13 protein-coding genes are annotated in these 13,390 nt (G+C 43.2%); 10 read left to right on the top strand and 3 right to left on the bottom strand.

The window, feature by feature from the left end; genetic code table 11:
* Nucleotides 1–207 precede the first annotated feature (207 nt).
* The 5 genes from tyrS (at nt 208) to J5X96_RS05915 (ending at nt 4,484) form a co-directional block, all read left to right on the top strand.
* Nucleotides 208–1,395, top strand: coding sequence for a tyrosine--tRNA ligase (gene tyrS, locus J5X96_RS05935; RefSeq protein ID WP_209362252.1), 1,188 nt, complete (start codon nt 208–210; stop codon nt 1,393–1,395).
* 89 nt (nt 1,396–1,484) lie between these two features.
* Nucleotides 1,485–2,420 (top strand): aminoimidazole riboside kinase, encoded by a 936-nt coding sequence (locus J5X96_RS05930; RefSeq protein WP_209362250.1) that lies wholly within the window; start codon nt 1,485–1,487, stop codon nt 2,418–2,420.
* Between the two features lie 14 nt (nt 2,421–2,434).
* Entirely contained in the window at nt 2,435–2,905 is a 471-nt protein-coding gene (locus J5X96_RS05925) for a thermonuclease family protein (RefSeq protein WP_209362249.1), read from the top strand.
* A gap of 2 nt (nt 2,906–2,907) precedes the next feature.
* Complete coding sequence (locus J5X96_RS05920; RefSeq protein ID WP_209364781.1) at nt 2,908–4,107, top strand: aminotransferase class V-fold PLP-dependent enzyme; 1,200 nt, start codon at nt 2,908–2,910, stop codon at nt 4,105–4,107.
* Nucleotides 4,104–4,484 carry a SufE family protein gene (locus tag J5X96_RS05915; protein ID WP_209362247.1) on the top strand — a complete coding sequence of 127 codons (381 nt, stop codon included), beginning with the start codon at nt 4,104–4,106 and terminating at the stop codon, nt 4,482–4,484. The genes J5X96_RS05920 and J5X96_RS05915 overlap by 4 nt, the downstream gene beginning before the upstream one ends.
* A 61-nt stretch (nt 4,485–4,545) precedes the next feature.
* Here the strand turns inward: J5X96_RS05915 and pgsA are convergent, their stop codons facing one another.
* Complete coding sequence (gene pgsA / locus J5X96_RS05910) at nt 4,546–5,103, bottom strand: CDP-diacylglycerol--glycerol-3-phosphate 3-phosphatidyltransferase (protein ID WP_209362245.1); 558 nt, start codon at nt 5,101–5,103, stop codon at nt 4,546–4,548.
* A 185-nt stretch (nt 5,104–5,288) separates the two neighbouring features.
* On the opposite strand from pgsA, the gene metC reads away from it, so the two are divergent.
* The 5 genes from metC (at nt 5,289) to J5X96_RS05885 (ending at nt 12,042) form a co-directional block, all read left to right on the top strand.
* Complete coding sequence (gene metC / locus J5X96_RS05905; protein ID WP_209362243.1) at nt 5,289–6,497, top strand: cystathionine beta-lyase; 1,209 nt, start codon at nt 5,289–5,291, stop codon at nt 6,495–6,497.
* 198 nt (nt 6,498–6,695) lie between these two features.
* The gene (locus J5X96_RS05900; protein ID WP_209362242.1) at nt 6,696–7,748 is read left to right on the top strand and encodes a porin; all 1,053 of its coding nucleotides are present in this window, start codon (nt 6,696–6,698) and stop codon (nt 7,746–7,748) included.
* Between the two features lie 144 nt (nt 7,749–7,892).
* Entirely contained in the window at nt 7,893–8,921 is a 1,029-nt protein-coding gene (locus J5X96_RS05895) for an ABC transporter substrate-binding protein (protein WP_209362240.1), read from the top strand.
* A 57-nt stretch (nt 8,922–8,978) separates the two neighbouring features.
* Entirely contained in the window at nt 8,979–10,997 is a 2,019-nt protein-coding gene (locus J5X96_RS05890) for an iron ABC transporter permease (protein ID WP_209362238.1), read from the top strand.
* A gap of 1 nt (nt 10,998) precedes the next feature.
* Nucleotides 10,999–12,042 (top strand): ATP-binding cassette domain-containing protein, encoded by a 1,044-nt coding sequence (locus tag J5X96_RS05885; protein WP_209362236.1) that lies wholly within the window; start codon nt 10,999–11,001, stop codon nt 12,040–12,042.
* 111 nt (nt 12,043–12,153) lie between these two features.
* Here the strand turns inward: J5X96_RS05885 and J5X96_RS05880 are convergent, their stop codons facing one another.
* The gene (locus J5X96_RS05880) at nt 12,154–12,594 is read right to left on the bottom strand and encodes a ClpXP protease specificity-enhancing factor (protein ID WP_209362234.1); all 441 of its coding nucleotides are present in this window, start codon (nt 12,592–12,594) and stop codon (nt 12,154–12,156) included.
* Between the two features lie 11 nt (nt 12,595–12,605).
* Complete coding sequence (gene sspA / locus J5X96_RS05875) at nt 12,606–13,247, bottom strand: stringent starvation protein SspA (protein ID WP_033002374.1); 642 nt, start codon at nt 13,245–13,247, stop codon at nt 12,606–12,608.
* Nucleotides 13,248–13,390: the final 143 nt, after the last annotated feature.

The raw sequence follows: 13,390 nt of genomic DNA, 5'->3' as shown, positions 1-13,390 counted from the left end.
TAAAGTGCTTGACATTAATTTTGAGAATAATTATCATTTAATCATTCAAACAACAATAGATAATCACTCCAACTTCAACGCCTCATCCCCCACAAGAGGCGTTTTTTTTCGCCTGAAATCAGCCCTTTCCCTTAAAAATAATTCAAATTTAGTGAATAATCTCTATAATGTAGCCTTTCGGTAAATTGAATAACATTAGGAAAAGACATGACTGATATGAATACCGTTCTCGCAGAACTAAAACGCGGCGTAGATGAAATTCTTTCTGAACAGGATTTAATTGAAAAACTTAAAGAAAATCGCCCATTGCGCATAAAACTCGGCGCAGACCCAACCGCACCGGATATTCATTTAGGTCACACTGTAGTATTAAACAAATTACGTCAATTCCAACAATTAGGCCACGAAGTTTATTTCTTAATCGGTGACTTCACCGGCATGGTGGGGGATCCATCCGGTAAAAATGCGACTCGTCCGCCACTTAGCCGCGAAGATGTATTACGCAATGCGGAAACCTATAAACAACAAATTTACAAAATCCTCGATCCACAAAAAACCCGTATCGTATTCAACTCCGAATGGTTGGGTAAATTAGGCACCGAAGGCATGATTCGTTTAGCAAGTAACTACACTGTTGCCCGTATGTTAGAACGTGATGATTTCAAAAAACGTTTCTCTAACAATCAACCGATTGCGATTCATGAATTTATTTACCCGCTCTTACAAGGTCATGATTCTGTTGCGTTGGAAGCCGATGTTGAGTTAGGCGGAACCGACCAAAAATTCAATTTATTAGTGGGTCGTGAATTACAAAAATCTGCCGGTCAAAAACCACAAGTGGCAATCACGCTGCCATTATTAGTGGGCTTGGATGGCGAGAAAAAAATGTCCAAATCCCTTGGCAACTATATCGGTGTCACCGAAGCACCAAGCGAAATGTTCGGCAAAATCATGTCCATTTCTGATGACTTAATGTGGGATTGGTACAACCTGCTTTCTTTCCGTCCATTAGCAGAAATTGCCCAACTGAAAGAAGATGTGGCAAACGGCAAAAATCCACGGGATGTAAAAATCTTATTAGCCAAAGAAATTATTGCCCGTTTCCATGATGACGCAGCGGCAGAGGCGGCTGAACAAGAATTTATCAACCGCTTCCAAAAAGGCGCGATGCCGGATGACATGCCTGAATTTACCTTTGAAGGCGAAATTGGGCTTGCCAACTTATTAAAAGAAGCCGGGTTAGTGGCTTCGACTTCAGAAGCCAACCGTATGGTACAACAAGGTGGCGTGAAAATTGACGGTGAAAAAGTAGAAGACGCCAAACTTGTTATTAGTACTTCGACTGCGGTTTACCAAGTGGGTAAACGCAAATTCGCCAAGGTCACGGTGAAATAAAAACATCATAAAAACGAACCGCACTTATGGCTTCATAAAGTGCGGTTATTTTTATCTGCGTTTTTTAGGGCTAACACAAGGAGCAGAATATGCATCAAAAGATCTGGGTATTAGGTGACGCCGTGGTTGATTTAATCCCCGACGGAGAAAATCATTACTTGCGTTGTGCAGGCGGCGCACCGGCAAACGTGGCGGTAGGCATAGCCCGTTTAGGCGGTGAAAGTGCATTTATCGGTCGCGTGGGCAAAGATCCCTTGGGCGAATTTATGCAACAAACCCTACAACAGGAAAACGTACAAACCAGCCACATGATTCTTGATCCGCAACAACGCACATCAACGGTTATCGTCGGGTTAGATAACGGCGAACGGAGCTTTACCTTTATGGTGAACCCAAGTGCCGACCAATTTTTACAAGTGGCGGATTTACCGAATTTTCAAGCAAACGAATGGCTCCATTGTTGCTCCATTGCCTTAATTAACAATCCTTCTCGTGAAACCACCTTTGAAGCGATTCGCCGAATTAAAGCCGCGGGCGGATTCTTCTCTTTCGATCCCAATTTGCGCGAATCCCTTTGGTCAAGTTTTGACGACATGAAGCAAACCGTTATGCAAGCGGTGGCATTGGCAGATGTATTGAAATTCTCAGAAGAAGAATTAACGCTGCTCACCGACACACAAACCCTAGACGACGCGTTTGAAAAAATCACTGCACTTTATCCGGAAAAATTGATCATTGTGACCTTGGGCAAAGACGGTGCACGCTATCATTTAGCCGGTAAACAAGACGTGGTTGCCGGCAAAGCCTTAAAACCGGTTGACACCACAGGTGCAGGCGATGCCTTTGTTGGCGGTCTTCTTGCCGGGCTTTCACAACATTCAGATTGGAAAGAAATTTCTGTGCTTGAGCAAATTCTCCGTCAAGCCAATGCCTGTGGCGCCTTAGCGACCACTGCAAAAGGGGCGATGTCTGCCTTGCCAAATAAGGCGCAACTGTCAGCATTTTGTGACAACGTCGCATTGTAACAAATATCTTCACGATGCGATATTTTCTGTGTTTTTTCTGTTTTATTCTCCCCCTCGCCTTGCAAGCGCACATGGCAGATTGTTTTGTGGTGGGGATTAGCGATGGCGACACGTTCACCTGTTTAACGGCGAATCTCAACCCCATTAAAGTGCGATTAGCCGAAATCGATGCACCGGAAAAAGCACAGCCTTTCGGGAAAAAATCCCGCCAAATGCTGGGTTCACTAATTCACAAACGCCATGTCACCTTGGCAATTCAAGGCTACGACCGCTATCAGCGCACCTTAGCAACGGTGTATGATAGACAAGGGCAAAATATTAATTTAATCATGGTACAACAAGGCATGGCGTGGGCTTATCGGCAATATTTACAGGATGTTGCCTATTTACAGGCAGAACAAACCGCAAGAGAACATCGGCGCGGTTTATGGCGTGATCTCTCGCCTATTGAACCCCATTTATGGCGTCAACAACAAAGAAGGTAAAAATGCATTTTGATCCTCTGATATTTCGTCAAGACTTTCCCTACTTCACTCATGAAGAGGCGGTGATTTATCTTGATAATGCCGCAACCACCCTCAAACCGCAGTGCTTAATCGAGGCAACGGTAGATTTTTACCAATCCGCCGGTTCGGTGCATCGCAGTCAATATGACGAAAAACAGACCGCACTCTATGAACAGGCTCGTCGCCGAGTTAAACAGCTTATTCATGCCGAAAGCGAACAGGCAGTGATCTGGACATCCGGCACAACGCAGGCCATTAACACGGTGGCAAACGGTTTATTGCCGCATCTCAATGCCGGCGATGAAATCATAATCAGTGAAGCGGATCATCATGCCAATTTCGTCACATGGCACCAAGTGGCAAAGAAAACCGGCGCAATCATTCATGTCTTGCCGATATTGGATAATTGGCTAATCGACACCAATGCCTTATTACAAAAACTCAGCCCTCGCACCAAATTGGTGGCGTTAAATTTTGCCTCTAATGTCACAGGCACGCTGCAACCTGTTAAACGATTGATTGAATTGATTCGTGCGCACAGTGCTGCACTGATTTTAGTGGATGCAGCACAAGCCATTAGCCATATCAAAATAGACTTGGCTGAATTAGATGCTGATTTTATTGCCTTTTCCGCCCATAAAATTTACGGGCCGACCGGACTTGGCGTGTTAAGCGGAAAATTGGAGGCGTTAAATTTATTACAGCCCTTGCAGTACGGCGGCAAGATGATTAGCAAAGTGAGCCAACAACACATCACCTTTGCCGAACTGCCTTATCGCTTGGAAGCCGGTACACCAAATATTACCGCCGTGATTGGCTTTAACGCCGTGCTAGAATGGTTAAGCCAATGGGATATTGGCGAAATGGAAGAACACGCCGTACACTTGGCAGAAATGACCCGTCAACGTTTATCCTCTTATCAACAATGCAAATTATTTAATTCACCGCAACCCAGTTCGGTCGTCAGCTTTGTCTTTGAGGATGTCAACGCGTTTGATTTAGCCACGCTATTAGCCGAACAAAATATCGCGTTACGCGTTGGTGAACATTGCGCTCAGCCTTATTTGGCAAGATTAGGACAAGCGGCGACCCTGCGCTTATCTTTCGCCCCTTATAATATCGATTCGGATGTTGAGGCATTTTTTAAGGCTTTAGAGAAAAGTTTAGAATTATTACGATGAACATTGAACAACAATTAATGAACGCCAAAACATGGGAAGAACGCTACCGTTTGATTATTCAAGCCGGTAAAAATCTCCCCATACCAAATGAAAATGAATTAGCCCAGATGGACAGCATTCCGGGTTGCGAAGTACAGGTATGGTTTAAATTTACCGAAAAAAACGACCGCACTTTTCACTTTCAGGCCTATAGTGAAGCGCGGATTATGAATGGTTTACTCTGGATTTTATTGCAGTACATTGAAAACAAAAGCGCAGAACAATTACGCCATTTTGATTTAACCGCCTATTTCACGCAACTTGGCATTGCTCAACGTTTAAGCACGACCCGCCTGAACGGTTTAAAACACATTGAACAGATTTTGCATCATTTGTAAAAGCGATTTGAGGACAAGATTCTAGGCTAACTTGCGAGGTTAGCCTAACGTCATGAATACATTATTTGGGTAAGTCGTCTAAGAGGCTCTCTTTTGCCGCAGTGAGGTATTGCAGCATAGACCAAATCGTCAAAATCGCCGCAATATAAAGTAGGATAATGGCAGCGACTTCCATGTAAACGTTATAACGCCACAATAAGCCACCCAAGGCTAACATTTGTGACGTGGTTTTCACTTTGCCTAACCAAGACACCGCCACTTTGCTGCGACTGCCTAATTCCGCCATCCATTCGCGCAAAGCGGAAATAATAATTTCTCGGGAAATCACCACAATCGCCGGCAGCGTAATCCAAAAGGTATGATTGTACTCCACCACTAAAACAAGCCCGGCAACTACCATCACTTTGTCCGCCACCGGATCTAAAAATGCACCAAAACGCGTGGTTTGTTTCCATTTGCGGGCGAGATAGCCGTCCAGCCAGTCGGTGACACCGGCGATAAAGAAAATAAAGGTGGTTAAAAAAGGCGCCCAATCAAAAGGAAGATAGAAAGCAATAATAAAGAAAGGAATTAAAATAACTCGAAATATCGTTAAAAAAATGGGGACGTTTAATTTCATGATTTGCGTTCTACCAAGGGTGAATTATGAAGTTATTCTAAATCAGATTTGGTGATTTTTAAATGCCTTATGCGTAAATTTGCGTAAAAAGGAACTAGTTCCAAAACAAATTTAGCGTTAATATTTTTACCCGAAAAAACAACCGCACTTTTCATCCATTTTCCCCTTTTTTGTAGGATATTATCATGTCAAAAAAATCATTAGCCACCGCCTTAGTCCACGCCGGAAGAAAAAAACGCTACACCCAAGGCTCAGTTAACCCGGTTGTGCAACGGGCATCCTCTCTTGTCTTTGATTGCTTAGAAGATAAAAAGCACGCCACCCTTCATCGCGCAAAAGGTGAGCTTTTTTATGGCCGTCGCGGCACCTTAACCCATTTTGCCTTGCAAGATGCGATGACCGAATTAGAGGGCGGCGCAGGTTGCTATTTATACCCTTGTGGTGCGGCAGCAGTCACGAATAGCATTCTTTCTTTTGTGAAAAACGGGGATCATGTGTTAATGACCGGTGCAGCTTATGAACCGACACAGGATTTTTGTAATGTCGTATTAAAAAAATTAGGTGTAAACACAACATTTTATGATCCGATGCTAGGCGACAAAATTGCCGACCTCGTCCAACCGAATACGAAAGTATTATTTCTCGAAGCGCCAAGCTCTCTCACCATGGAAGTCGCGGATATTCCGGCAATCGTTTCTGCCGTGCGTAGTATCAACCCAGAGATTGTTATTATGATCGATAACACGTGGGCGGCCGGTGTGTTGTTCAAGGCTTTGGAACATGATATTGATATTTCGATTCAGGCGGGCACGAAATATTTAGTGGGTCATTCCGATGTCATGATTGGCACGGCAGTCGCCAACGCCCGTTGTTGGGATCAATTACGCGAACATTCTTATTTAATGGGGCAAATGGTGGATGCCGACAGCGCCTATACCACAGCACGCGGACTGCGTACACTCAATATTCGCTTAAAACAACACGAAGAAAGTAGCATAAAAGTGGCACAATGGTTAGCACAACAACCGGAAGTGAAAGCAGTGTATCATCCTGCCTTGCCAAGTTGCCCCGGCAATGCCTTTTTTAAACGGGATTTTACCGGTTCAAGCGGATTATTCTCTTTTGAGTTAAAACAAAAATTAACACAACAACAGCTTGAAGCCTTTATGAATCATTTTGAGTTATTCACCATGGCGTATTCCTGGGGTGGTTTTGAGTCTTTGATTCTCTATAATCAACCGGAAGACATTGCTAAAATCCGTCCGAATATTCTGCGAAAATTAGAAGGCACCTTAATTCGTATCCATATTGGCTTAGAAGATGTGGATGATTTAATTGAAGATTTACGCGCAGGATTTAAACGATTAGCACAAAATAAGGTGGCGATTTATTAGACAGCCTTACCTTAAAACTGTGATCTGTGTCAGAAAATGGAGAGAAAAAAGCAAGGTTACTGTTGACACGCTTATTTTTCTTTGCCAAGATCGTGACACTTCAAAAGAAGTAGTCTGAATGATTCATTGATACTAATTTAATGAAAAAGTTCAAAACTGACCTTAATAACAAATAATTTCTGAAAAGGAATGAAGATTATGAAAAAGACAGTAATCGCATTAGCAATCGCTGCTTTCGCAGCAACCGGCGCAGCAAACGCTGCAACAGTTTATAACCAAGATGGTACTAAAGTTGAACTTGGTGGTTCTGCTCGTATCTTCTTAGGAAAATTAGGCAAAGATCAACGTGGCGACCTCGTGAACGATGGTTCCCGTATTAAAATCAATGCAACTCACACATTAGACAATGGTTTGTCTGCATTCGTGGGCTATGAAACTCGTTTTAAAGATAAACAAAAAGAAAATCAAGAAGGTTCTGGAACAACCTTTGGTAACATTGTCACAAATAAATTATTTGTGGGTTTTGGTTTTGAAAACGTAGGTAAATTAAGCTTCGGTCGTCAAGCGACTACCGCTGATGATGTGTTAGGCGATGGCTTATACTATCGTTCTGGTGCTAACAACATCCTAACAACAAGTGCAGATAAATCCATTAAATTCCGTTCTGCTGACTTCGAAGGCTTTAGCTTCGGTGCTGACTACCTATTCGGTAATCCAGAAAAATATACTACAAATGATAGCTATAAAAATGGTGTGGGTGTAACTGCGTTCTATAACTATGACTTTGAAAAAAATCATAACATTGAATTTGCAGCCGGCTATACTTTCGATCGATATGATTTGAATTCCTCTTTAGCATCACGTAAAGAGCATAACTGGTTATTATCTTCTCACTATAGATTAGATGCGTTTAAATTTGCAGTGGCTTACGGTCAACATACTAAGAAAGAGACCGGTGTAGCACATGACACTAAAGGCAAATACATCTTCTTAGAAAGCAAATATGACTTAGCAGATGTAGCAGGTATCCCATCTACCCTTGGTTTACAATGGGAACGTTACAGTGAAAAAGACTATAATGGTCAAGATCAAGGTAAAAGCATTAAAAACCAATACATCGCAATGGCTGACTATAAGTTAAGCAAAAATGTTGTTCCTTACGTACAATATACACGCGCGACTGAAAAAGATAACGTTGGTCAACGCACCAGTGAAAACATCTACGGTGCAGGTTTACGTGTACACTTCTAATTTGAGTTAACACTCATTAAAAAGGCCGACATGATGTCGGCTTTTTTTTTTGAATAAACTTCGTCTTTTCTCTGTTAAACAGAATCCAAAAATAGCATATAATCGTTTAACATCATGACTTTTTCAGTTTTGGAGGATGACAAAATGCAAAAATGGTTTAAACAGAGTTTAGGTTTGGTGTGTCTTTCGTCTTTATTTTTTATCCAACAGGCGGCGGCGGAAGGACGTTTGACCGTGTATTGCACGGTGCAAAATGCGTTGTGTGAAAAAGTGACGACGCAGTTCGGTGAAAAATATGACGTGAAAACCGAATTTGTTCACGGAGGTACGGAAACCATTTTTGGCAAGATCAACGCGGAGAAAGACAATCCGCAGGCAGATTTTTGGTATGGCGGTACGATTGAGCCGCATTTCCAGGCGGGAGAGTTGGGTTTGCTAGAAGCCTACCGTTCGCCAAAACAAGCGGAAATTTTACCGCAGTTTAAACCACTCATGGCGCAAAAGGGTGATTTTACTTCCGTGGCATACATGTTGGTGTTGGGCTTTGGTGTGAATACACAAAAATTGGCGCAACTGGGATTGCCTGCGCCGCAAACCTGGGAAGATTTGCTTAAACCAGAATATAAAGGTGAAATTCAACTGCCGGATCCACGCGCTTCCGGTACGACTTATACGATCATGGCAACCTTGATTCAACTTTGGGGCGAAGAGAAGGCCTTTGATTATTTGAAAAAGCTTAATGAAAACGTCTCGCAATATGTGAAAAGTAATTTGGTGACAGCGAATTTATCCCGTGGTGAAAGTGCGGTGAGTGTTGGTTTTGTGCATGCGTATGCCACCGAAAAGGAAAAGGGCGCGCCGGTGGAAACGGTGATTCCACAAGGCAAAACCGGTTATGCGTTGGGTGGTGCAAGTATTATTAAAGGCGCGCGCAACCTCGATAATGCCAAACTGTTTATGGATTTTGTGCTGTCGAAAGAGGTGCAGGAAATGCCATGGCGTGAATTCGGTTTATATCAAATCCCAACCAATGCCAATGCGGAATCTTCACCGAAATCTGTTGACCCGAAAAAATTAGATTTTGTTGAATTTGATTTTGTGAAATTCGGTTCTAAAGACGAAGGCAAGCGATTAATTAATAAATGGCTGGCTGACATCAAATTATCGAAATAATCCTACCGATGCTCGGCGCAATAGCTGTGCCGAGCAAAATCTTATGCTGACGTATCCATGCTAAAACACCGATTCCATCAACCTATCACTTGGATTTTACTCGCTTTTCTGGCATTTGCCTGTCTGCCGGTGCGTGCCTTGGATTATGGTCTTTTCGGGGCAACCGCGAAAGAATATTTCGCTGCGATGGGATGGGCGCAAGTCAATATCAGTTGGCTGTGGTTTGGCGCATTATGGGTTTTCCCGTTGCTTCAGCGACTGTCTGAGTCTCGTCGTTCCGCAAAAATAACCGTTATTTTGACCGCACTTTTGGTCGCGTTTATTTGGTTTTCCGCGGAGGCCTATGATTTCCGTTTCGGCTATGCGGTGATTTTCCTGTTTATCGCCATCGGCGCCATATTTGTGGATGTCTTAGCACGTTTAGGTTTTTTACGGGGAGATCGTTTTTTATTGGCGGTCGCCACTGGGCTTGCTGTGTTGGTGATCGGCTTTATTTTTTATCCGATCACTGCATTATTTACGATCTTTTTTACCGGCGAATCCGGTGAGTTTGGCAATGTTTTTACGTTATTAAATCACCTCGGCTTGTGGAAAGTCATTGGCAATTCCTTGGCAGTATCCTCTGCGGTCGGCGTATGTTCTGTTGCCTTTGCCCTTGTTTTGGCGTTATACACCACAAGAATTGCCAAATGCAGTTTATTCATCAGTAAGGTTTTTTCTTTGTTGCCAATGGTGACGCCGCCATTTGTGGTGAGTTTAGGCGTGATGTTGATGTTTGGGCGCTCAGGCTATGTCACTCAATTTCTCGGGCAACATTTTGGTGTGAGTCCGAATTGGCTTTATGGTTTTAACGGTATTCTGATTTCCCACACCTTGGCGCTAACACCCATGGCATTTATGTTGTTGGAAGGCGCATTAAAAAACCTTTCCCCCAAATTAGAAGAGGCCGCCGTCATGCTCGGCGCAAATCGTTGGCAGAGTTTCCGTTTTATCGTCTTGCCTTTATTAAAACCGGCACTCGCCAATGCTTTTTTAATTGTCATGGTGCAATCCTTGGCAGATTTCAGCTCGCCTTTTGTGTTAGGTGGCAATTTTGATGTGTTGGCAACGCAAATTTATTTTTACATTGTGGGTGCGCAAAACGATTATTTCTCGGCAAGTGCCTTGGGGATTATTTTATTAAGCATTTCCCTCGGGATTTTCTGGCTGCAATATCATTTTATCGGGCGTAAAAATTACGTTACGCTCTCGGGCAAAGGGTTTGAAGGTCGAAATACACCTTTATCTTTCGGTTTAAAAATTACCGTTGTGAGCATTTTTGCTGCCTGGGTTGGTTTCAATGCGTTATTGTATGGCAGTATTTTTTATGGCAGCGTGATGCAGAACTGGGGTGTTAATCACACCTTTACTTTACAACACTACATCACGTTATTCGGGCAAGGCTGGAAGAACGGTGCGATTCCGTCTTTATTGCAAACCGTCTTGTTCGCCGTGATTGCCGCCCCTTTTACGGCAGTAAGTGGCTTTTTGTTGGCTTATTTCTTTTCTCGTCATCGTTTCTTCGGACAAAAACACATTGAATTTCTAACGTTGCTCAGTTTTGCAGTTCCGGGAACGGTTGCCGGGGTGTCTTACATCCTTGCGTTCAATAATGTCCCGCTCTATTTAACCGGCACTGGGGCGATCATTATGCTTTCGATGGTTACGCGCAATATGCCCATTAGTTTGCGTGCCGCATTAGTGAATTTTAAACAACTAGATCCGGCATTGGATGAAGCCGCATATTCTTTAAAAGCCAGTGCGTTTCAGACGTTACGTTTTATTACCTTACCTTTATTGAAGCCCGCTTTATTGTCTGCCTTGGTGACCAGTTTTGTGCGTGCCATGACGACTATTAGCGCGATTATTTTCTTAGTTACACCAAGCACTCGCGTGGCAACCTCGTTTATTTTAAATCGGGTGGAAGACGGCGATTACGGTTTGGCAGTGGCGTACGGCGCCAGTTTAATTGTGATTATGATGCTGGTTATCGGCTTATTTGGTCGATGGGTTGGTGAGACAAAGTTAGGACGATAACATGACACAACATATTGAATTAAAACAGGTTTATAAAGCTTTTGGTTCAACCAAGGTATTGCAAGATTTCAATCTCACCTTTGAAAAAGGTAAATTTACGACTTTATTGGGCGCCTCAGGTTGTGGCAAAACCACCATTCTACGTCTTATTGCTGGGTTGGAAGATCTCGATCAAGGGCAAATTTTATGTGACGGAAAGGACATCAGCCGTCTGCCGCCACAACAACGAGGCGTGGGGATTGTTTTTCAATCCTACGCACTTTTCCCTCATTTAACGGTGGGGGAAAATGTGGCATTTGGTTTAAAAATGCAGGAAACCCATTCCTCCGACATCGCTAAAAAAGTCAGTCAAGCATTAAAAATGGTGGAACTTGAAGGGTTTGAACATCGCCGTATCGAACAACTTTCCGGTGGACAACAACAACGTGTCGCCTTGGCTCGGGCGTTGGTGATTGCGCCACAAATTTTATTATTTGATGAGCCGCTAAGTAATTTGGATACCAATTTGCGTCGTACGATGCGTGAGATGATTCGCCATTTACAACAAAAACTCGGTATTACGGTGCTTTATGTGACTCACGATCAAACGGAAGCCTTTGCCGTTTCCGATGCCGTGGTTGTCATTAATCAAGGCAACGTTGAGCAAATCGGCTCGCCGAATGCGCTATATCATCACCCGACATCCCGTTTTACGGCAAGCTTCATGGGCGAGGCGTCTTTCTTTCCGGTAAGCGTAAAAAACGGAAACTATGTTTTAGCAGAAAATGCGTTGTCGATTAAATCAGATGTGCCACCGCTGGAGGGTAACTATGTGCTTGGTATTCGTCCGGAAGGCGTGTTATTGGCACTCAGCGGCGAACCTGCGGAACGTTGTGAAGTACAATCGGCGATTTCTATGGGGAGTTATTGGGAGATCCAGGTGCGATGGCATGGATTGCCATTATTGGTGCATTTAAATCCCAATGATTACACGCCAAATCAGTCCGAGTATTTTGTTAAGTTGCGGCCTATTGGCTGGTTTGTGTTAGCGGAAGATCAATTTTAATGCCATAAAAAAAGGCATCAAAACCCACCGCACTTTAAATGTTCCAGCCATAAAAAAAGATACCTAAGTGCGGTATCTTTTTTCAATGTTTTTAATCTGATGATTGAGCCACTATTTCACAATGCGTAAGTGAGAGGTGGATTTCATTGCCTTTTTCGGTTTATCCGTTTTATCGACGGCTTTCTCAAAGCCAATCGGCTGATCTTCGGCTTGCTCCGGATGAGCATAATCCTCTTCAGGCTCAAACATCACACCATCGCCATTTTCTCGTGCATAAATTGCCAAGGCTGCCCCCATTGGAATATAAATATCCTGCGGCACACCCCGAAAACGGGCGTTAAATTGAATGAAATCATTGGTTAGCTGTAAATTTCCGGTGGCATTGGCAGACAAGTTCAATACAATTTGCCCATCTTTGACATATTCCACCGGCACTTTCACGCCCCAGTAAGTGGCATCAACCACCAAATAGGGCGTAAAATCATTATCGATCAACCAGTCATAATAAGCCCTTAAAAGGTAAGGCCGTTTTGGAGAGGATTGATATTCCATGAGATCGCCTATTATTTTTCATCCATTAAGTTTTTCGGCGCTAATTCCCCTACGGATTGCAAGAAGGAATCACGCGTAAATACACGGGACATATAGCTTTTCACAGCCTTGCTACCGGCACCGCTAAATTCCACACCCAATTCTTGCATACGCCACAATAACGGTGCGACATAACAATCGATAAGACTAAATTCATCGTTCATAAAATAGGTATTTTGACTAAAGATCGGTGCAATCGCCAGAATTTCTTCTTTGAGTTGTTTTAATGCTTGTGCTCGTTCAGCTTCGGATGCGGCATTTTGTGCAGTTTCTAACGTTGGATACCAGTCCTGTTCAATACGCAACATTAACAAACGGCTTTTCCCACGTGCTACCGGATAAACCGGCATTAACGGCGGATGCGGAAAACGTTCATCCAAATATTCCATAATAATTCGTGAATTAAATAAGACTAAATCACGATCCAGTAAGGTTGGCACCGTGCCGTATGGATTAAGCTCCATTAAATCTTCCGGCAAGGCTTGCGGATCTACAATTTCCGTTTCATAAGCGACGCCTTTCTCAGCCAACACAATACGCACTTGGTGACAATAAATATCGGTTTTATTTGAAAATAGCGTCATTACAGAACGTTTATTTGCAGAACTTGTCATCTATTCCTCCGACGACTCAAAAATAAGAAAAATATTCGGTTGGTCTCTTGCCATACCAAGAAAAGCGGTCGTTTATTCTATCACAAAGCAAGTGGCTTTTTCCAAGAAAAAGCCGGATTTTAGCTTTATCGCCATAAAAAATA

Source organism: Aggregatibacter sp. 2125159857, assembly GCF_017798005.1.
Taxonomy (GTDB): Bacteria; Pseudomonadota; Gammaproteobacteria; order Enterobacterales; family Pasteurellaceae; genus Aggregatibacter.
This window is presented reverse-complemented; position numbering and strand designations above follow the sequence as displayed.